Source organism: Akkermansia massiliensis (assembly GCF_023516715.1).
GTDB classification, from domain to species: Bacteria; Verrucomicrobiota; Verrucomicrobiia; order Verrucomicrobiales; family Akkermansiaceae; genus Akkermansia; species Akkermansia massiliensis.
Genome location: NZ_JAMGSI010000002.1, coordinates 1119148 through 1140671, shown reverse-complemented (window position 1 = coordinate 1140671; position 21524 = coordinate 1119148). Strand labels below are relative to the sequence as shown.

18 protein-coding genes are annotated in these 21524 nt (G+C 56.9%); 15 read left to right on the top strand and 3 right to left on the bottom strand.

The features are described from left to right. Positions 1 to 64 precede the first annotated feature (64 nt). The 11 genes from M8N44_RS12455 (at position 65) to M8N44_RS12405 (ending at position 11871) form a co-directional block, all read left to right on the top strand. Positions 65 to 1984 (top strand): amidophosphoribosyltransferase, encoded by a 1920-nt coding sequence (locus M8N44_RS12455; protein WP_022396487.1) that lies wholly within the window; start codon positions 65 to 67, stop codon positions 1982 to 1984. A gap of 60 nt (positions 1985 to 2044) precedes the next feature. Continuing rightward, positions 2045 to 2617: an RNA polymerase sigma factor gene (locus M8N44_RS12450; protein ID WP_179218865.1), complete on the top strand. Its 573-nt coding sequence runs from the start codon at positions 2045 to 2047 to the stop codon at positions 2615 to 2617. A 106-nt stretch (positions 2618 to 2723) separates the two neighbouring features. Beyond that, entirely contained in the window at positions 2724 to 3245 is a 522-nt protein-coding gene (locus tag M8N44_RS12445; protein ID WP_102722652.1) for a hypothetical protein, read from the top strand. A gap of 72 nt (positions 3246 to 3317) precedes the next feature. After that, positions 3318 to 4127, top strand: coding sequence for a PDZ domain-containing protein (locus M8N44_RS14080; protein ID WP_146019197.1), 810 nt, complete (start codon positions 3318 to 3320; stop codon positions 4125 to 4127). A 112-nt stretch (positions 4128 to 4239) separates the two neighbouring features. Beyond that, positions 4240 to 4608, top strand: coding sequence for a hypothetical protein (locus tag M8N44_RS12435; protein WP_022396483.1), 369 nt, complete (start codon positions 4240 to 4242; stop codon positions 4606 to 4608). Positions 4609 to 4621: 13 nt separating this feature from the next. Then, positions 4622 to 5161, top strand: a complete 540-nt coding sequence (locus M8N44_RS12430) for a flavoprotein (protein ID WP_022396482.1) — start codon at positions 4622 to 4624, stop codon at positions 5159 to 5161. 64 nt (positions 5162 to 5225) lie between these two features. Further along, entirely contained in the window at positions 5226 to 5810 is a 585-nt protein-coding gene (locus M8N44_RS12425; RefSeq protein WP_022396481.1) for a hypothetical protein, read from the top strand. Positions 5811 to 5825: 15 nt separating this feature from the next. Continuing rightward, on the top strand, positions 5826 to 6875 hold the full coding sequence (locus M8N44_RS12420) for a M23 family metallopeptidase (protein WP_022396480.1): 1050 nt from the start codon (positions 5826 to 5828) through the stop codon (positions 6873 to 6875). Between the two features lie 7 nt (positions 6876 to 6882). Further along, positions 6883 to 9546 carry a tetratricopeptide repeat protein gene (locus tag M8N44_RS12415; RefSeq protein WP_146021155.1) on the top strand — a complete coding sequence of 888 codons (2664 nt, stop codon included), beginning with the start codon at positions 6883 to 6885 and terminating at the stop codon, positions 9544 to 9546. A 16-nt stretch (positions 9547 to 9562) separates the two neighbouring features. Further along, the gene (locus M8N44_RS12410; protein ID WP_180971043.1) at positions 9563 to 10906 is read left to right on the top strand and encodes a PPK2 family polyphosphate kinase; all 1344 of its coding nucleotides are present in this window, start codon (positions 9563 to 9565) and stop codon (positions 10904 to 10906) included. Between the two features lie 215 nt (positions 10907 to 11121). Beyond that, positions 11122 to 11871, top strand: coding sequence for a DeoR/GlpR family DNA-binding transcription regulator (locus M8N44_RS12405; RefSeq protein ID WP_022396477.1), 750 nt, complete (start codon positions 11122 to 11124; stop codon positions 11869 to 11871). Between the two features lie 59 nt (positions 11872 to 11930). Here the strand turns inward: M8N44_RS12405 and M8N44_RS12400 are convergent, their stop codons facing one another. Further along, complete coding sequence (locus M8N44_RS12400; protein ID WP_022396476.1) at positions 11931 to 12218, bottom strand: GNAT family N-acetyltransferase; 288 nt, start codon at positions 12216 to 12218, stop codon at positions 11931 to 11933. 212 nt (positions 12219 to 12430) lie between these two features. On the opposite strand from M8N44_RS12400, the gene M8N44_RS12395 reads away from it, so the two are divergent. Beyond that, positions 12431 to 15922: an autotransporter family protein gene (locus tag M8N44_RS12395; RefSeq protein WP_102726651.1), complete on the top strand. Its 3492-nt coding sequence runs from the start codon at positions 12431 to 12433 to the stop codon at positions 15920 to 15922. Between the two features lie 157 nt (positions 15923 to 16079). Here the strand turns inward: M8N44_RS12395 and M8N44_RS12390 are convergent, their stop codons facing one another. Beyond that, the gene (locus M8N44_RS12390) at positions 16080 to 17282 is read right to left on the bottom strand and encodes a cysteine desulfurase family protein (RefSeq protein WP_180972886.1); all 1203 of its coding nucleotides are present in this window, start codon (positions 17280 to 17282) and stop codon (positions 16080 to 16082) included. A 70-nt stretch (positions 17283 to 17352) separates the two neighbouring features. Here M8N44_RS12390 and M8N44_RS12385 point away from each other — a divergent pair, with 70 nt between their 5' ends. From M8N44_RS12385 to M8N44_RS12375, 3 genes are all read left to right on the top strand, one after another. Continuing rightward, the gene (locus tag M8N44_RS12385; protein ID WP_022396473.1) at positions 17353 to 18027 is read left to right on the top strand and encodes a phosphopantothenoylcysteine decarboxylase domain-containing protein; all 675 of its coding nucleotides are present in this window, start codon (positions 17353 to 17355) and stop codon (positions 18025 to 18027) included. Positions 18028 to 18108: 81 nt separating this feature from the next. Next, positions 18109 to 19230, top strand: a complete 1122-nt coding sequence (gene rsgA, locus M8N44_RS12380) for a ribosome small subunit-dependent GTPase A (RefSeq protein WP_102728839.1) — start codon at positions 18109 to 18111, stop codon at positions 19228 to 19230. 52 nt (positions 19231 to 19282) lie between these two features. Beyond that, on the top strand, positions 19283 to 20254 hold the full coding sequence (locus M8N44_RS12375; RefSeq protein WP_102728729.1) for a retropepsin-like aspartic protease: 972 nt from the start codon (positions 19283 to 19285) through the stop codon (positions 20252 to 20254). Here M8N44_RS12375 and M8N44_RS12370 read toward each other — a convergent pair. Continuing rightward, complete coding sequence (locus M8N44_RS12370; RefSeq protein ID WP_022396470.1) at positions 20238 to 21524, bottom strand: 3-deoxy-D-manno-octulosonic acid transferase; 1287 nt, start codon at positions 21522 to 21524, stop codon at positions 20238 to 20240. The two genes, M8N44_RS12375 and M8N44_RS12370, sit on opposite strands and share 17 nt — an antisense overlap.

Below are 21524 nucleotides of genomic sequence, written 5' to 3'. Positions count from 1 at the left end.
GAAGGCACCATCTCCTTGCAGCGGATACACCACACTTACAGGACAATCTTTTCATCACAATCCCATGAGCGATTTTCTTAAACACGAGTGCGGCGTAGCCGCCATTCGTCTGCTTAAGCCTCTCTCTTATTTTCAGGATAAATACGGCTCCACCCTCTGGGCGTTCAACAAGCTGCTCATCCTGATGGAAAAGCAGTACAACCGCGGCCAGGATGGCGCGGGCATCGGCTGCGTGAAACTGAACATGCCCCTCGGCCAGCCCTACCTGTTCCGCACCCGGGACGCCAGCAAGGACGCCCTCACCACCATCTTCAACGGGCAAATCAAGAAGCTTAACAAAAAAGTCCGCCGCGGTCAGGTCAACCTGAAAGACGCTGAAGACATTAAAAACAACTTTGACTACGGCGGGGAAATCCTGATGGGGCACCTCCGCTACGGCACCTCCGGCCTCTTTGACGAAGGCTCCTGCCATCCCTACCTGCGCCGCACCAACTGGCCGACGCGCACCCTGATGGTGCTGGGCAACTTCAACATGACCAACACGCCGGAACTGAACCAGCGCATGATTGAGCGCGGCCAGCATCCCGTCTTCGGCACGGACACGCAGACCGTCCTTGAAGAAATCGGCTACCATCTGGATGAAGCCCATACGGACCTTTACCGCGCCCTGCGGGACAGCGGCATGCCCGGCCCGGAAATCCCCCATGCCATCTCCTCCCGGCTCAACATCCAGGAAATCATTCACAACTCAGCCAGGCAGTGGGACGGCGGCTACGCCATCATGGGCGCCATCGGCAACGGGGACTACTTCTGCCTGCGGGACCCGCACGGCATCCGCCCCTGCCACTACCTGATTACGGATGAATTCATTGCCGTGGCCTCTGAACGCGTCCCGCTGATGACCGTCTTTGAAGTGGAAAGCGAACAGGTGCAGGAACTGCCGCCGGCCAACATGCTTTCCATCAAGGCGGACGGCACGCACGTCATCACGGAATTCACCACGCCCCTGAAACCCACGCCGTGTTCCTTTGAAAAGATATACTTCTCCCGCGGGAACGACCCCATCGTGTACCGGGAACGCAAGGCCCTGGGCGCGGCGCTGACCCCGCAGATCGTGGACTCCCTGGAAGACCGCTTTGACAAATCTGCCATCACCTACATTCCCAACACGGCGGAAACCGCCTACTACGGCCTGCTGGAAGGCCTGCGCGTCTACCGCCGCAAGCGCGTGCACGCCCAGCTACTGGAAGCCCTGAGAAACGGGACCCTGGATGAAAACATGCTGGACAGCGCCATCCTGAAACGGTGGCCGCGCGGTGAAAAAATCGCCCACAAGGACATCAAGATGCGCACCTTCATCACGCAGGAAAAGAGCCGCGCGCAGCTTGTCTCCCACGTATATGACCTCACCTACGGGGCCGTGGGACCGGAAGACGTGCTCGTCGCCATTGACGACTCCATCGTCCGCGGCACCACGCTGAGAAGGTCCATCCTCCGCATCCTGGGCCGCACCAATCCGCGGAAAATCGTCGTCGCCTCCACCGCTCCGCAAATCCGGTATCCGGACTGCTACGGCATTGACATGTCCGAACTGGGGAACTTCATCGCCTTCCAGGCGGCAGTCTCCCTGATCAAGCAGCACGGGCAGGCCCGGTTGCTGGAAGAAGTATACAAGGCATGCAAGGAGGAACTGACCAAGCCCAGGGAAGAACGGCGCAACTGCGTCAAGGCCATTTACGAAGGCTTGACGGACGCTGAAATCTCCCGTGAAATCACCCGCCTGGTCACTCCGCACGACGCCCCGTGCCCCGTGGAAGTCATCTTCCAGACCATCGAAAACCTGCACGAATCCATAGAAGGCCCCTGCGGCGACTGGTATTTCACCGGAGACTACCCGACTCCGGGCGGATATACCACAGTTAATGTGGCATACATGCGCTGGTTTGAGGGTAAAGGGGGGCGTGCATACGATTTGCCCTTGTAGCGGGTCCCTATTTTTGGGTATTCTGCTGCTAATATGTCGGGACCCATTGCATATACGACCTTGGAAGACACTGAACTGGTCGCCAGGGCGCGGGAGGGAGATTCGCGAGCTTTTGACGAACTTGTCATTCGCCACAGCCGCAAGCTCCATGCCACCCTGTACCAGATGACGGACAACTACGACGATGCCTATGACATCGCCCAGGAAGCGTTCTCCAAAGCCTACCGGGCCTTGCGCTACTTCAACGGACAAAGCGCCTTTTATACATGGCTGCACTCCATTGCCGTCAACCATGCCAGAAACTTCCTGAAAAAACGCAACCGCAGGATGACCTACAGCCTGGACGACGACGAGTACGGCGACCATACGGAAAAGGACATGAACATGGCTGACGAAACGGACGGAGCGGACCCTGAACGACGCACCCATCTGAACGAACTTCAGCTCAAGATTAATGAAGCATTGAAAAAACTATCCACCAAGCACAGAGAAGTCGTTGTGCTTCATGATGTAAAAGGACTCAACCACACGGAAATATCCGCCCTTCTGGGCATCTCTGAAGGAACGCTCAGATCACGTCTGCATTATGCCCACAAGGAGCTGCAAGGCCTGCTGGCGGAATATCTGAGTTAACGGTGGAAAAAATATTGAACATCGGTTCCCTCCGCCCTGTCAAACGCATAGTCCCAGATTCGGGACTAAAACACCCTAACCTTTATTACACTTAACATCAACGACGATGGATAAACAATCCACAGAACATAACGAGGAAACTCTGGTTGCCATGCTGGCATCTTTCCGTAAGGAAGCTTGTTACCATGACAACTTTGAAGAAGATTTCCTCCGCAATTTTCATCTTAGAAAGGAAACCGATCCGGCTACCCACTCTGCTTGGAAATTGTTACTCGAACGCCTGGACAACTATCTGCAGAACTTTCGTGGCTGGCAGTGGGTCTATGCTTCCATGTCCATCGTGACATTGGCTGCGGTAGGCGTTATTATCGCATCCGGGAACATGGATGATCCTTCCGACTCTTACGCATCCTCCACCAAGGATAAGGAAGAGATTCTCCTGAAGGAAAAAGCGGTTCCCGTAAGTAAGGAAACTATTGAACAACCCTCAACCGAAGTCGCCCCTGCGGAAAAACCCGAATTCACCACGGGAGCGCCTTCATATGAAACATCGGCCAACGACAATCAGCTGAAAACTGATTCCAATACCGATAAAAAACCGGTATCCCGAGTTCTCATCGAGATGTAACAATCCATGATGAACCTGGCTCCGATATTGGCGGGCATAGCCGTTGCAGGCTTGATTTATCAAGCGGCGGCCGTGCCTGCCCCTTTTAAGGTAGAAGCCATTCCCCACCAGGCGGAAGGAGAGCCGTACACGGCCATGGCGGCGCAGGTCGGAAAAGACATGCTCGCCTCCCTGATTCCCTACCGGGTCTTTAAAAACGGCGGTGTGACCTACTACCTTGGGGACAAGGACACCCCTCCCCTTCAGGTATGGGCCCAGGAAAAGCTCACGGGCCTGACGATTTTCAAGGTGGACGCTGCCCGCATACACGACGGGCAGGCGGTTGTGACGCCCTCCGGCCTTCTCAAGCGCGGCGACAAGCTGGCCTTTGCCAGCAGCCGGAATGAAACCACCCTGGGAATTTACGTGGGCATGGAGCACTCCATAGGAGACACCAGCTTCCCGCTGCGTCTTGTCCGCGCCCAATTCCCCAAACTGGCTGCGCCGCCCATCGGCCAGCCGTGCTATGACGCTGAAAACCGTCTGGTCGGCATCGTGCTGGGAGTTTCCCGCAAGGGAACCTGCCACCTGCTGCCCGCCCAGGCCATCTCCTTCCTGGCAGCCCATCCGGAAGCCAAGAGGGTGCGCCTGGGATGCCTGCTGGATATCAACGCCTCCACTCCCGTCATTGAAGGCCTCATTAACGGAGGCCCTCTCGCGCGGGGAGGCATCCAGACAGGAGACATCCTCATCAGCATCAACGGCACGACCATTAACAACTACGGGGACATGCTGGATGCCACCTATTACCTCACGGGGGAAAAGCCTCTGACCGTTGAAGTCATTCGCGGCACCCAGGTGGTAAAAAGCAGGGGCATCATCCCCACGCAGGACTCCCGTTAATCCGGAACCCCGGCTCCCAAGGGAATGCCGGGGTTCGGAACGGTCCTTCTCAAAATCGGCCCGTGCCTTGTTTCAGGCTTGAACTAACCCGCCGGCGCACTTAAAAAAGGGCGTGCTTCAAATCGTCTTCAATAAAATCAGCGCTGCGGAAGTATCCAGCATCCCCACCCTGGAACAACTGGACCTGCTCGGGGACTTCCAGGTCTCTGAATCCACCCTCCAAACCCTTGATGACGCCCGCTTCGGCAAGATGGAAAAGGATGGCAAAATTCTTTACCGCTACGTAGCCAGGGACTACCGCATCTACTTTGAAGTCATTGAAGGCAAAGTGGTCGTCCACCGCGTTCTGCACGCCAACAGCCTGAACGACTTTCTGTTCCGCACCAACATCTCCCCGACCGCAGGGGAAGATGAAATCCTGAGCCAGTCCAAACACTTCTGGAAACTCATTGACGAAGGCAAAAAAGCCTCCAAAGCCTGACCCCTCCCCACCCATGGCCTGCATCATTCTGGGCATCACCGGCTCCATTGCCGCGTACAAGGCGGCGGACATCGCTTCCGCCCTCGTCAAAAGCGGGCATGAGGTGCACTGCGTCTGCACGGCCAAGGCCCTGGAATTCGTTACAGCCCTCACCCTGCACACGATCTCCCGCAATCCCGTCTTCTCCTCCTTTGAGGATGAAAAGGCGGACTGGGTTCCCCCGCACATCCAACTGGCCCAGCGGGCGGACCTTCTGCTCGTGGCCCCCGCCACGGCCAACACCATGGCCAACTTCGCCCACGGCTTCGCCCCGGACATGCTCAGCTCCCTCTATCTGGCCTGCCAGGCCCCGGTGCTCATCTGTCCGGCCATGAACGTCCACATGTGGGAACACACGGCCACGCAGCAAAATGCGGCCGTCCTGAAACAAAGAAAGGGCCACTGCATTCTGGGGCCCTGTGAATCCGGCGTGCTGGCCTGCGGAGCGGAAGGAGCGGGAAAACTGATGCCAGTAGACCTGATTGTTCAAAAAACGCTCTCCCTCCTGCCGTAACGGCGGCATAAAATTACTCCATGCCTGTTTATTGGTTTGCCCCGGGAGAACTAAATCTTTTATCATGGACATTATGAAAATGCTCCTGTTCTTCCTTGGCTCCCTCATGCTCTGCTCCTGCGGCCCGGACAAGTATCCCGTCAGCTTCCACATGGAGACGGGAGCGACGGACAGCAAAAAATTCGCCTTTGAGCGGGACGGGCATTACTACAGCAAGGCTCCCTTCATTTCCCAGAAGGACATTGAATCCTACTACTCCTTCCCGGCAGAGGACAATACCTACGGCATTGTGGTCAATGTCAGAAAAGGCCTGGACAGCCGGGTAGAAGGAGTAACCGCCGCCAACCTCGGCAAGCAGATACTGCCGGTCGTCAACGGTCATGCCATGCAGCCTCTGCGCCTTTACAACAAACCCGTTACCTCCGGCAAACTGGCCGTCATGGGCGGCTTCTCCCCGGCGGACCTTGCCGCCATGGCGGAATTCATTCCTCCGGCGGACCCCAAGAGGGAAGAGCCCATCAACAAGCTGGCCGCCGTCACCAAGCCCCTTCTTCCCATCAAGGACCCCACCCAGGAAAAGAAGGAAGCCAAGGAGCCCGAAGAACATAAGGACCGCACCGTGGTCAGCACCCGCCGGGGGCGGATCTGATCCAGCACCCCTTGTATGAGCATGCACGGCAAGTTCTTCCCTTCCCTGATCGGCATCCTCTTGTTCTTCTGGAGCATGCCATTCCTGATGGCGGATATTGTCGTGCGCTTCCCCACGGAAAACACGGCCTTGCTGGACAACCGTCCGCAGGACTTCTACATGTACGTGGACCGGAACTTTGAAGGGAAGAAATCCCAGCCCTGGGAGGCGGGAGCCTACGGCTTTACCCGGACCCTCGTCAGAACCCAGGCAGGCCCCGTAGCCGTCAAATTCCATGAAGGAATCGATATCAAGCCGCTCAGGCGCGACGCCTCCGGCATTCCGCTGGACGACGTGCATCCCGTAGCCGGAGGCACCGTGGTCCACGCTTCCGCCAACCCCACCCACAGCAACTACGGCCGCTATGTGGTCATCGAACACCAATTGGCGGACGGCCCGCTTTACAGCCTGTACGCCCATCTGGCTTCCGTCTCCTGCAAGGAGGGGGACCGGGTAGGCACCGGAAACGTCATCGGAAAACTGGGCTACTCCGGAGTGGGCCTGAACAAAACACGCGCCCATGTGCATCTGGAACTTTGCCTCAAGCTCCAGGACGACTTTGAAAACTGGTATTCCAGCCTGAAACTGGGTACCCCCAACCGCCATGGCGCCTACAACGGCCTGAATCTGGCCGGTTTTGACCCGGCCCCCGCCCTCATGCAGTGCAAGGACGGCGCGGAATTCTCCCTCTCCCGCCATATCTCCTCCCTGCCCGTTCAGTACGTCGTACGCGCTCCATCTACCGGAAGCCTGCCCAATCTTGTCAAACGCTACCCCTTCCTGCTGAAACCGGGACCGGCCAATCCCAAGTCCTGGGAAATCAGCTTTACGGGAACGGGAGTTCCCGTTTCCGTGACTCCCTCCGACCAACCCTGCACGGAACCCTCCGTCATCCGGGCTGTTCCCCATCCCTTCTCCCAACTGTACAGGACCTGCAACCGCGTTTCCGGCTCCAGCAAAGATCCGAAGCTGACCGCCTCCGGCAAACGCTACATCCGGCTCATCTTCATGGGGCCTGAATCATAATCCTACGATGATGCACACCTTCTTCAGTCCCCGTTTTTCCCTTGCCGTTCTTACGTCCTGCGCGGCTTTTCTGCTCACCATGGGGGGCACTCCCCCTGCAGCCGCGGCAACACCTCCTCCGGAGGCTCCCCTCTCGCAGGACAGGCAGGCCCTCCTGAAAAATAAAAAATACCAGCAGGGTCTGAAAGCCCTGGAAGACCGCCTGCCCCTGGAAGCCAGCAAGCATTTTCAGGAATGCCTGAACTCCAAAAATCTTCCGGAATCCCAGAAAGCCATCATCCGCCCCTTCCTGGCGGAAGCCCTGATCCGCGCCAGAAAAACGGAAGAAGGGCTGACTGCCTGGGAACAACTTCCGGACTCCTCCATGAAATCATACTGGATGGCGGCGGGCCTCTTTAACAAAGGCTCCTTTACCAGGGCCCTGGAAAAACTCTCCTCCATTCCTGAAACGGACCCGCTCTCCCTCTACGGCTTCCAGCTGAAAGCCCAGCTCGCGCGCCAGCTTCAGGACCGGCAGCTTTTACTGGATGCCCTCACCAGGCTGGGGCAGGCGGAATCCACCGCCATCTCCCGGACCGCGCACGTCCTTCTGGCGGACGTTCTGGTGAACCTGGGGCGCTATGCGGAGGCCGCCGCCATTCTTGAACAATTCAAGACGGGAATGGACGACGGCACGGCCAGGGACCTGCCCATGCGCTCTTATGCCGAACTCGTGGAAGGCAAACTGGCCGACAAACAGGGGAACCTGGACCAGGCCATAAAAATCTTCGCCGCCGTCATGGACAACAAGGCCTATCCGGGGAAAATCCGGGATCTGGGCCGTCTGGCCCTCGCCAGGGCGGAAATCGTCCGGGAGAAAAACAACCCGGAACAGGCGGAAGAGGAAACGCGCGCCCAGCCTCAGGAAGAGGAAGCCCCACACACTGCCGGAACGGCGGAAGAACGCCTGCTGGCGTTCATTGGCGGCAAATCGGAATCCTCCCTGCTGATGGACGCCTTCAACATCCTGCTGGAGGAGGACATCTTCCGCACCAATCCCCAGGCGCTGGAAAAACTCACCGGCTGGGTGAATGCCAGGGATGCGGGCCGCCAGCCGGCAGCCATGTATGCCATGGGAAGCCTGCTTCTGGCAAAGGACGACCTGGCGGGAGCTGTCAAAATGGCGGAGGACGGCCTCTCCAAATATCCTCAGAGCCTTCCCGTCCAGACCCTTTCCCTGAATACCATCACCACTCTGCTGGACAAAAACCGCGTGGAAGACGCGGAACGCCTTATCTCCAAATATCCCGGAACGTCCCCCGGCCTCGTCTTCCAGCAGGGAGCCCTGGCCTTCCGCAAGGGAGACTACCCTCTGGCGCAGAGCCTCTTCCGGGAAGCAGCCCGGCGCGCCTCTGAAAAAACGGCGGAAAGCGCCCTGTTCAATGAAAATCTGGCTGCGCTGAACGCCAATGACGCCGCTGGAGCCGCCGCCCTGGTCAAGGAAGCCGCCGGCTCTGCCCAGCTCCGGGAACACATCCTCTTTGAACAGGCCCATTACGCCGCCAAAAGAATGAACCCCCAGGCTCCCGAACTGCTGGCGTCCTTCGTGGCACTGGCGACAGACCCGGCCCTGAAAACCCAGGCCCGGCTGGACCAGGCGGAAGTGGCCCTGAACCTCAACCCGCCGGACCTTGAAACCGTGCAGGCCATTCTTCCGCCGCTGGAAAAAGAACAGCTGACTCCGGAACAGACCATGCAGCTTGCGCGGCTGAACATCCTGGAGGCGGAAAGCCGGCAGGAATGGCCCAGCGCCATCCAAGCCTGCCGCCAGGCCATCGCCCTGGATTCGGAAGGCAAACAGGCGGACATGCTCTATCTCAAGCTGGGGGAACTCCTGTACAAGAACGGGGATTTCCATGAAGCGCAGCTTGTCCTCCAGCCCTTCCCCTCCAAATACCCTGGCAGCCCCCTCCAGGCGGCGGCCCTCTTCCTGGCCGGAAAAGCCGCCCAGCAAAGCAACACCGGCAATACGCTGAAAGCCGCCCTGAACATCTTCAAAACCCTGGGCGCGGGGGACACCCCCTTTGCGCAGCCCGCCAGGATAGAAGAAGCCTCCGTCCTGCTGCGCATGGGAGAAGCGGACCAATGCATCGCCGCTCTGGAAAACCTGCTTTCCTCCCCCCTTCCGCGCTACATGCGCCTGCTGGCCCTCTCCATCCAGGCGGACGCCTGGGTGACGAAGGAAGACACCCATTCGGACACCCTCCGCAAGGCCATCAACCTGTGCACGGAAATTCTGGACACCCCCAACCTGGGCCTGGCCTGGAAATTCAAGGCCCTCACCCAGCGGGCCCAATTCTACGAACGGATGAACGACCAGAAAAAGGCGCTGGATGACTACGCCTCCATCCTGGCCCATACGCCCAGCGGCAGTTCCGCCAACAAGCGCCGGGACTGGCACTGGTTCTACAATGCCGGTTTCGCCTCCATCCGCCTGCTGGGCCAGCTCCAGGACTGGGACGGCGCCCTGGCGCTGGCTAAAAAACTGGCGCAGACCTCCGGTCCCAGAGCCAGGGAAGCGGCGGCCTACGCGCGCCGCATCCAGCTGGAACACTTCATCTGGCAGGATGAACCGGAAAATGCCGCTCCAGAAACCGGAAAGCCGGAAACGCCGGCTCAAACCGCCAGTTAAGCCGCCCCCTCCCGTCATGGACACTCCATCTACAGCCAAAAACTGGAGACTCAACGCAGCAGCCGTCATCATGGACGCCGACGGCTACGTGCTGCTGGGCAAGGACAACGGCCGCAACCCGTACTGGCACTTCCCGCAGGGAGGCGTCATTAAAAATGAAAGCATTGAACGGGCGCTCGCGCGGGAGGTATGGGAGGAAGTGGGCCTGCGTCCCACGGAATACACCATTGTCAGTCGCCTCCCCGGCCTGCGGTACAAATACCCCTCCGGCAACCGCAAAGTCACGCGCTGGATAGGCCAGGAGCAAACCTACTTCCTGGTGCGCTGCAAGGCCAGGCGCCCCAAGACGGACCTGCACCGCAGCCCTGAATTCTCAAAAACGAAATGGATACCCCTCCAGGACCTCAAGCTGGAGATGTTCCCCAAATTCAAAAGGAAAGTCATCAAGGACGCCCTTCAGCAATTCTTCGGGCCGGATTTTCCGGCCAAACCCGCCGCCATGAAAACCTCTTCCACCTCCTCTCCCGCTTCTTCAACGTTAACTTCGCATACAATGAACCGTTACCTGGTGCCTCCGGGCAAAAAACTGCGTTTAAAGGATTACTCTCCGGATGACAAATCTCTCTTCTCCGGAACCAAGGAAGAATCCCTGGTTGAATTCGACAAGCTGAGGGAAGAACTGCAGGAACTGCAGAAAAAACTCTTCGCCCAGCACAAGCACAGGGTTCTCGTCATTCTGCAGGCCATGGACGCAGGCGGCAAGGACGGATGCGTCAAGCACGTCTTTTCCCGGGTGGACCCGCAGGGGCTGCACGTGGTTCCCTTTAAAAAACCCACTATTGAAGAACTGGACCACGACTTCCTGTGGCGCGTGCACAAGGAAGTGCCCGCCAAGGGGCAGATCGCCATCTTCAACCGTTCCCATTACGAGGACATCATCGCCGTCCGCGTGAAAAAAATCTTCCCGGACCCCGTCTGGAAGCGACGTTACAAGCACGTTCTGGATTTTGAATCCATGCTTGCGGAAGAAGGCACCGTCATCATCAAGCTGTTCCTGAATATTTCCAAGGCGGAACAGAAAAGACGGCTGGAATCCAGGCTCCAGGATCCGGACAAACTTTGGAAGTTCTGCATGGACGACCTGGATGACCGGAACCGCTGGGACGAATTCCAGACGGCCTATCAGGATCTCATTGAAAAAACGTCCACTCCGGATGCTCCCTGGTACATCATTCCGGCAGACCGGAAATGGTACAGGAACCTCGTCGTCGCCCGCCTGATGGTGGAAAAACTGCGCCATCTCCAGCTCACGTTCCCCACTCCCAACTTCGATCCGGCGTCCATTATCATTCCAGATTGATAAACTCTGTCATACCGATAACTAGTTTGTGCATCATAAAATTATTTTTGTACATTTCTCGGTATTCAATTGTCCCATTATTACAAAATCTGCATTATTCACAATAACAATCAAAACTTAGAATTTCTAACGCTTGACTGGGACAGTGAAAAATTGTTAGAAAACAACTTAACACCTAGAACGTGTAAACATTCTATATAGAAAAACAGAACCCAATGTATTTAGCATCCCAACGTAAAGAGTTCATTCTGAAAACGCTGGCCGAACATGGAGCCGCAAGAACCATTGCTCTGGCCAAACAGATGAAGGTCACGGATGAAACGGTCCGTAATGATTTGATTAACCTTGAGAAACGCGGCTTTCTCAAGCGCGTCCACGGCGGCGCTCTGGCCCTTACCCATAAATCCCTCCATGAAGACATTGTCACTCAAGACGATGTTTCCATAAGGATTGCAAAAAAAGCCGTCCAGAACATCCCCGCTTCCGTGGTCATGTTCATTGACAGCAGCACCATGGGCTACCAGATCTGCAACCACATTAATTCCAGGGATACGCACGTGGTTTCCAACAACCCCACGCTGCTGACCCGGCTTGAAGGCATTCCGAACCTGAGCTTCTACTGCACGGGCGGACGCTTCGACCGCGAAGCCCTGGTCTATGTGGGACAGGAAGCCGCCAAGGCCGCAGGTTCCCTGAGCATTGACATGGTTGTACTGACGCCGGACTGCTACTCCCCCAAGCATGGCGCCGGATACAAGAACATGCTTCAATCCGAATTCATCAAGAGCGTCATTCCCCCGGATGCCAAGGTGATCATCGCCATGCCTTCCACCAGCGTAGCGAACAACCCGGCATTCTATACCGTTGCGCCCTCACAGATCTCCATGCTCATCACTGATGAAGCCCTTTCTCCTGAAATGGCTGACCAGATTGAAAAGAGCGGCGTCAAGGTGGAGCTCGCCTGACGCCGGCCTGCTTTACAGGGGGCGGAAGTTCTTCGGAACTTCCGCCTTTTTTATGATGATCATATACTCTCTCCTTTCCATTCCGTCCAGTACTCCCGGCTTCCTGTCAGCTCGTCATCCCTGGAGCCGATCTCCTCAAATCCTCCACGCCTGTAGAACGCGCGGGCACGGGCGTTCTCCTCGTAAACGCCCACCGTCAGCATCCCCTTGCTGTGCTCCTTCACCCAGTCCAGCAGAGCCGTGCCTATTCCCTCGCACTGACGCTCCGGCGCCACAAACAGAGCGGCTTCTTCCCCTTCCCCCACCAGGCAGGCAAACCCGACAACACGGCCGCCGTCCCTGCACATCCATGACCCTTACGATTACTTAGGGATGCACCCTTACCGTGATTTATGGCCGGTCACACCATTTTTGAGCTGATAACAGTTTATACTTGACCATCCCCTGAATTTATCTGAAAAGAAAAATCGCTTATTTAGTATTTGGAAATGAGTAAAGGTAGGCTTGTTTCAGAATTGTATAAATAAACGAAAAACACCATAGATTTTCTGCAATAAACATGGAAAAGATTGCTGCTTCCCTGTTGGCGACAGCTGGTATTGCCTGCGCCCAAACATACAACTACGATTCCTCCTCTGAAACGCTTGTGATAACAGGCAAGGGCAATACGGTTGCCGACCGCATTACTCTGGAAGGACCAATAACCCCCGGGAGCACAGTCCCTGGGACTTCGGAAATATTCGGAGACACAAAAGAAATTATCTTAAAAGACGTTTGGACATCTCCCGATTCGATCCGCATTAAATATGTGGAGCCGACTTCTGAGGGAAACAACACGACGCTGAAATTAGAAAATTCGCGTTTGGGCGCATCGGGGGACTTTGATAAAGGCGGCACGGGGTTAATCCTTATTTTGGATTCCCAATCCAGTCTTGAACTATACGGGAACCGGCTCACCAACACAATCAGAATCGAAAACCAAGGCAACATAAGATGCACAAACGGCACTGTAAGTGCAAGCTCGTATTTGTGGGACAACAAGACAACCACAGGTTCTTCAGGCGTTCTGGGCGGAAGTGGATATTATAGCTTCGGGAACGTTTCCTCTATCGAGACTAATAAAGATTTCGGACTCATCAAGACCAGCGGTCAAATTACAGACCTCGAAATTTCGGGAATTTACACTGTGGACGGGAATTCCGCAAAAACAATCGACGACGACTCCTACATCGTGGGTGTGAACACGTCGAGCAGTTCTGACGGGCAGGCGATGACGATTTCGGGTTCACTTACAATCAATGCAAAACAAGGCACGGGGATAGGTATACTGGCCAACCAGCTCGGCAGCGACGACGTTTCGCTCAAAAATAACTATTCGGGCCAAATTTACGTGACAGCAAAAGACGCCTTCGGTGTAAAAGTTGGTAAAAACGCGGCCAAGGACCCCTCTGCTGCGGGCGACATCTACTCGCTTTCCGTGGGCGAACTCGACATCGAAAGCACAATCACTTCGGGCAGCACGCAGGGTGAAGCAACGGGTATATACGCAAAAAGCGTCAAGCGCGATTTGACAGCAAATGCAATCACAGTAAAGGGGTACACCAATGCAACCGGTATCCATCTGACGGAAGGCGGCCGCAACCTCACCATATCCGATATGCAAGTAAGCGCGGGAATCAGCGGCAACGCAGCAGGCATAATCGCCGCGCCAGGCAGAGATAACCCTGTTTCCACAGCCGGAAACCTCGAAAACATCAGGATAGATAATTTGGAGGTTTCAGGCGGCGCAGATGCCACGGGTATCTTTGCAAACTCCATTACAAAATCGGGCCAAAATGAAAACATCATAGGCAACATTACGGTTTCGTCTGAAAACGGATTGGCAAACGGTATTTTCGCCGACAACGCTGACATCACCCTCGGCGGCAAAATCCTATCCTCAAGCGAAAACTCCAACGCCTACGGAATTTGGACGGAAAACGACCTTTTCTTAAAAATGCTCGATGGTTCGGAAATCTCGGCAATCGCTGCAAACGAAAACTCCAGCGCCCAGGCAATCCGCTCGAAAAACCTCTATCTGACATTCGACGGCAGCGCGACGATAAATGGCGACCTCATGGCGGACGCCGGCATGGAGCTAAACAACGGAGGCAATGTAGTCGTCAACGGCAATATCGAGGGTAAACATCTTGCCGCAGAATCAACAATCGGCACGGTTTCAGGCAAAATGAAATTCGACTCGGTTGCCGGCCTGAACATTACCGCATCAGTGGGTTCGCTCGAAATCGGTACGTCGGGCGAGGATTCGGGGTATATTAAAGTCAACACAGTCGAGACATCAGCAAACATTTCAAACGCCGTTTTGGTGACAATCGAAAACGCAAACGGCAACGTCTCGTTCAACTCGGTTAATTCGGCGACGGTAAACAACGCCGTTGGCGACATCTCAGCAACAAATGTCACTAACGGACTGAACGTCGGCGATGTCGGCAACATCCGCGTAAGCGGTACGAATGTCAATGTGCTTGACGGCAAAACTGTGAGCGGCGACATCGTTTCGACGACAGACCTCATACTGTCAAACGAAGGTTCGGCAACACTCACGGGTTCAGTTTCGGCGGGCGGGAACAGACTTACGATAAACAGTGTCTTCGGCATAAACTCTTCAGCCGCGACCGTAATCAGCGCGGGGACACTCGGGGGCGCGGGCTTGCGCGGCACCATCAACAACCACTACGACAACATCTTCGGTTTCTCCGCAACCGACGACTCTTCGGGAAGCCTCACCGCCGCAACCGCCTTGAAAGGCACGCACGACGTCGTCTCGAACAACATTTCGGGCATGATCGACGGCGACTTGGATCCTTTTGAAAACACCTACATCACCGTGAAGTACGTCAACGTCGGCAGCAATGTCGGCTACGAAATCAAGAAGAACACCTATCTTGCCGAAGCAGTTGCGACAAACGAATTCGAAAAGGCGTTGGCAAAAACCTACGACGATCTTGAATACATCGACGGCGACGACGCGGCGAACGAGGCGGCAGTTACCAAAAAACGTAATTTCGCCGCAATGGTAAAAAGCGGCACACTGGGTGCGATACTTCCGCAGTCGGTAGTGCACAGCGTGCGCATGAACATGGATCTTGCCGACATAATCCACCTCGACACGCTCAACCGCACGAGCGCGGCAATCGACGGCCTCGGCGCAAAAAGCAGCGGCACGGAAGTTTCGGGGGGGCGTTTTTCAGGCATTACCGTCCGCAACATAAACAGGTTTGCCACCTACGGCGGCGATGAAAACATGGATGGGTCGAGCGACTATATTTCGGGCGGCTTGGTGAATTTTGAATACACGGCGGGTAACACGTTTCTTGCGGGCTTCGGCTTCGGCGGTTTTCAGGCAAAATCGTCAGGCAAGGGCAACTGCGGCAAGGCGGAAACCCAAAGCCTTGCGGTCAACGCCTACACCGACTGGCGGTTCTTCGGCAACTTTGACTGGTACTTCGGTGCAACCTATGCTTTCGGCATGAACAAAGCCGAAAGGATGAACATCCTGAACAAAAGCAAAGCCGATTGGAATTCAAACCTCATCGGTGTCTTCACGGGCGTTCGATACGCGTGGAAGCCTTTTGCCGACACCGGATTTTACCTGAAACCCACAATCGGCGTAAACGCGGACTTCCTGATGAACCCGTCGTTCACGGAAAAAAGCGGGGAAGAACGCATGAGCGCGGAATCAGAAAACTATACAAGCGTGAAGTCGCTTGTGGGAATTGAGGGCACTTACGCGTTTTCAAACGGCTTCTACTTTACGGGCAGAATGTTCTACACGCACGAATTTTGCGACGACCGCTACGGAGTAAATGCCATGCTCGGCTCTTCCTTCATAAGGGTAAGGGGCTGGAAAATGGACAGGGACGCTGGCGTATTCGGCGCAGGCATCGGATACAGCATCACGGAACAGTGGAGCGTCTATGCCGACTATGCCGCGGACGTTTCGGACAAAGTGCGCCACAACGTCAATATGGGCGTCACGTTTAAATTTTAAGTCGATTCGCGAATGAGCAAAAAATCTGCAATATATTTCTGCCGCAATAGAATCGCCTCATAAACATCTGTAAAAGCATTGATAGGGAGGGAGCCGCTGTTACTGAGCTCCGGTGTCATGGAACACAAACGGCTTTCTGTAAAAGCGCCCCAGCCTCTCAGCCCTTCCATTCTGGCCTGTACACGAGCACCGGGCCGGTACGCGAAGACTGAACGCCGCGCACCTTCCGAACGGCGGAGCCCACCAGGGCGGCAGCCTGTTCCACCTCCTCCTGCGTCGTCATGAAAGACAGGGAAAAACGCAGGGAGGAACGTACCGCCTCATCAGACAATCCCATGGCCGTCAGCACGTGGGAAGGCATCGGCTGCAGCGTGTGGCAGGCAGACCCAGCCGAACACAGCAGGCCGGCAGGTTCCAGCAACAGCATCAGCGCTTCCGCCGTACATCCGTCAAACGCCAGATTGGAAGTATTGGGAATACGTTCCGTTCCGCCGGAATGCACCGTCACGCCGCCCACCTGTGCCCGCAGGAGAGACTCAAAAGAATCCCGCATCCGGGACAGCCGTCCGGCGTCCTCCTCCAAGTGCCTCAATGCCGCCCGCGCCGCCGCACCAAAACCAATGATTCCCGGAACATTCTCCGTGCCGGACCTCAAACCGTACTCCTGCCCCCCCCCGAACAGCAAAGGGGAAAAAGGAGCCCCCGCTCTCCTGTACAGACATCCAATCCCTTTGGGGCCATGGAATTTGTGTGCGGATACGGAAGCATAATCCACTTCCATTCCATGCAAATCCACGGGAATTTTTCCGGCGCACTGCACTATATCCAAATGCACGGGAACTCCATGTTTCCCGGCGGAGGAACACAAAACCGCCGCATCCTGCAATGCGCCTGTCTCATTATTGGCCCAGGCAAAAGAAACGCCGGACACGCCCCCTGCGCACATGGACTCCCATTTTTCCGGAACCGCTCGCCCTTCCCTGTCCACGGGGCAGACACAGCCGCTGCCCAGGGCCAGGGCCGTCTTCAAGGAGGCGTCATGGTCCGTGGACAAAACGCCTATCCCTCCCTCCCGCTCCCCGGCCATCTGGCGGAAAGCCATATTAGACGCCTCCGTTCCGCCGGAAGTAAATACAATTTCCGAAGGAAATGCGCCCAACAGGGCGGCAACGGCCGCACGGGCTTCCTCCACCGCCTCGCGCACGCTCCTGGCGCAGCCGTAACCGGCGGACGGGTTGAAAAACCGTTCTTTTAAAAACGGCTCCATGGCCTCGTAAACCTCCGGGGCCAGCGGTGTGGTAGCGTTATTATCCCAATAAATCACGCCTTCATAACTCCCCCAATCGCGGGAAGGAGTCAAGCCGGAACATAATGCGCAGCTGCACAAGATCACTCTTCACTTTTACCCGTGATTCCGCATAATGCCTCTCATGCGTTTTCTTATCACGGCAGGCCCCACCAGAGAAGCTATTGACCCCGTCAGATACCTCACCAACCACTCCTCCGGAAAAATGGGGTATTGCCTGGCGGAAGCGGCTGTTCACGAAGGCCACAGCGTCCTTCTCATCTCCGGCCCCACTTCCCTGGACATCCCGCACGGCGTGGACTTCCTGCCGGTTGAATGTGCACGGGAAATGTATGATGCTGTCAAAAACCAGGCTCCCTACGCCGACGCCGCCATCCTCAGCGCCGCCGTAGCGGATTATCGCCCCGTTTCCGTTCCGGACCGCAAAATCAAGAAAACGGGGGAGCGCATGATTTTGGAACTGGAACGTACTGCGGATATTCTTGGCTCCATGCGCGCGGAATTCGGCTTCAGAGGCATTCTGGTAGGCTTCGCGGCGGAAACCCATGACGTGGAAAATTACGCGCGCGGCAAACTGGAACGCAAGCGGTGCGACATGATTGTGGCCAACGACGTTTCCCGCAGTGACATTGGTTTTAACTCCTCTGAAAATGAAGTGCTGCTCGTTTACCCGGACCGGACGGAGCTTTTGGAAAAAGCGCCTAAAACGCAAATTGCCTTTCAAATCATTGAGCGCGCATGCCGTCTCGCACAGGGAAAAGCTCCGTCATGGCGCACGGCAGACCCGTTCCACGCTTGAACCGGAAGAAGGTTTGCCCCACGATCCGATGTCGGCATGTAAATGCCGGCGGCCTTTCCCAAAACTACATTTTCCATTTTCATGCCCGTCACTCTTCAGGATTTAGGCTGGAACGACCACTTTCAACGCGCTTTCAACGCCGTCGCCAAACCCGGCTGGGTTCCGGGACGCCTCATCCGGGAAACGAAAATCAACTTCACCGCCCTGCTGGACGGCGGGGAAGACGTGGACGCGGTCGTCAGCGGCAAGCTCTGGCATGACGCCGCCACGGATGCGGAACTGCCCGCCGTAGGAGACTGGGTGGCGATTGACCCGGGGGAAGCGGGAGACGAAGCCGTCATACGCGCCATTCTCCCCCGCCAGACCTGTTTTTCCCGCAAAGCTCCGGGAAAAAGCAGCGCGGAACAGGTTCTGGGAACCAATGTGGACACCGTAGCCGTGGTGACGGAGCCGGGAACGGACTTCAACCCCAGGCGCATGGAGCGCTACTTTACGCTCATCCGCCGCAGCGGCGCCGCACCTCTCATCCTGCTCAATAAAACGGACCTTTTCTCCAGGGAGGAAGTGGACGAAGCCGTGCAGGCCCTGCGGGAACTCTCCCCGGAATGCTCCATCATCGGCATCAGCGCCCTGCACAACAAGGGAATCAAGGAATTCCGCAAATGCCTTTCCAGGGGAAAAACCATCTGCATCGTCGGTTCCTCCGGAGTGGGAAAATCCACGCTGGTCAATACCCTGCTGGGGGACGAATGGCTCTGGACGGGGGAAGTGAATGAGGTGACCGGCAAGGGACGCCATACGACCGTGGCGCGCGAACTGGTGCTCCTCAAACACGGCGGCCTGCTGATTGACAATCCCGGAATCCGTGAAATCCAGATGTGGACGGATGAACATACCCTGCGGGAAAGCTTTGCGGATTTGACGGAGCTGGCCCAGGAATGCAAATTTGCGGATTGCAGCCACGGCACGGATTCCGGCTGCGCCATCAGGAAAGCCGTGGAGGAAGGAACGTTGGACAGGGAGCGGTACTTGAATTTCCTGAATCTGGAAGATGAAATCGCGCGGCTTGCCAAACGCCAGAAAAAAAGGCAGATGAACGTGGAACGGGCCGGGAAGAGAGACCGGAAGGTACAGGCCCGGAATTATGAGGACCGCGTGGAACTGGAACGCCGCCACAAGCCCAACCACCGCAGCCATGACTGATTCTCCGTCAAATTGGCTTGTCAAACCGCAGAGGCGCGCTTACCAGTAAGGGATGCTCTTCCCATGCAGCCTTTTCCGCGCTTCCGCGGCCCTTCTGGCATTGGGCGCGCTTCCTCTCTCCGCAGCGGAACAGCCGGACCCCGCCCAAGCCAGGCCCGTCGTTTCCATCACGGACCTGAACCCCGTCCGGCTGACGAGAGACGCCCACAGCAAACTTCTTGTGGCGCAATGCACCATTAACGGCGTTCCATGCAATCTCATTGTGGACACGGCGGCCTCCCACACCACGTTTGACATCAAATTCATCAAGAAGAATTTCCCCGGCCTGCCGCTTGAAAACGCGCAGATCGCCCCCGGCTCCAACGTCAACACCGTTCCCCAGCTTTTCGCCATGAAGTCCTTCTCCATCGGAGGGCTTCACATTAAAAACTTCTTCGGCCTCGCCATGGACCTCACCCCCCTTCAAAAAGATATGCAGGTCAGGGTGGACGGCATTCTGGGAATCAACTACCTGGGCTTCTCCCCGTTCCTGCTGTCCGTCAGGGATGCTTCCCTCCAATTTCTGGAACGCTCCCGCTTTCCCTCCCAGAACATGAAGCCGCTGGAAGTGGAACGCCACCCATCCGGAATTTTCTATGTCCGCTGCTCCCGGGGAGGAGACGCCTTCCTGCTGGCCCTTGATTCCGGTTCTTCCCTTTCCCTGGCCCCGCTGGAACAGTGGCCCGCGGACCCAAATGGAAACCAGCTCACGGCCAAGGCCTCCGACATCAACGGACACAGCGGGGACCGCAACGTCATGAAGCTGGGCATACCCTCCACCCTCCGCATGGGGCCGGACTTCCAGATGGACGGCCTTTCCTTCGCCGTGACGGGAACAGGCGGCAGATGCCAGATAGGCGTGGACACCCTCCAGCACTTTGACATCATCATTGACGCGCCGCAGGGGGAAGTCTTCGCCCTGCCGCTCCATTCCAAGCCGGAGGCCCGCGGACAAAAGGCTCCCGCCGTTAAACGGGAATCTTGAGCATGATGCAGATCATGCGGATGGTGCGGGCCGTAGCGCCGAAATGGGCTTTCAACGCCACCTGCGCGCGGGAGGACTGGGCATGGGCCAGCAGCGGATTGTCCAGCATCTCCTTGAGCACGTCCGCCAGACGCTCCTCATCGCACCGGGTAATGCCGTCCACGCCCTCAAGCAGCTGGACCAGCGCATCGAAATTCTCCATGTGCGGCCCCGTCAGCACGGGCACGCCGCAGGCAACGGCCTCCGCCGGATTCTGGCCGCCGTCCGCCAGAAAGCTCTTGCCGATCACGGCCACATCCGCCAGCGCGGTCCAATCCCTCAATTCTCCGGTCGTATCCGCAATGTAGCAGACATTGTCCTTCAGGGTTTCCGGAAGCTCGCCATCCGTCCGCAGCACGCACTGCCAGCCGCGGGCCTCCAACTCACGCACCACCGTATGGCGGCGTTCCGCATGCCGGGGAACTATCAAGGGGAAGCCTCCCGCCTTGCGCACGGCCTCCGCAATCAGCACTTCCTCCCCGTCATGCGTGCTGGCGGCCAGCACCACGGGCTTGCCGCGCTTCAGCTTGTCCAGAATGGCGGCAAACTCCGCATTGGTTTCCTTGCGCTCCGCCATCTGCTGGTCAAACTTGATGCTGCCCGTCACATGGATGATGGAGGGGCGCACCCCCACGGATTCAAACCTCCGGACGTCTCCCTTGTCCTGCACGCCCATGGCGTCCAGCGTGGAAAAATAATATCGTGACACCCATTTAAAAGCGCGGTAGCGGCTCTCGGACCTGGCGGACATTCGGGCATTGATCATCGCCATGGGAATGCCCCGCACCTTGGCGGCGCGGGCAAAGTTCGGCCATAATTCCGCCTCTACCAACACAATGGCTTCCGGTTCAAAACGGTCAAAGCACCTCCCCGGCAGGCCCAGCAGGTCAAAGGGGGCATAAATTACGCGCACGCCGGACACCTGGGCATTCACCGCCGTATCATGCCCCGTAGCCGTGCTGGTGGCCAGCACCGCGGAACCGCCGCGCTCCCGGAGCCACGCCCGGAGAAATTTGAGGGCCAGCACCACTTCACCCACACTCACGGCATGCACGTACAGCACCCCCTTCGGCTCCCGGTTGTAGGAAACCCGGTACAGGCCGAAGCGCTCCATCAACCCCGTGCCGAAGCCGCCGCGCCTCTTCTGCTTGAGCAGGTAGGAAGGCAGCGTCACCAGCCACCCGAGGGTGTACAGGACATTGTAACAGAAAGAGAACAGGAAGGCTTTCAT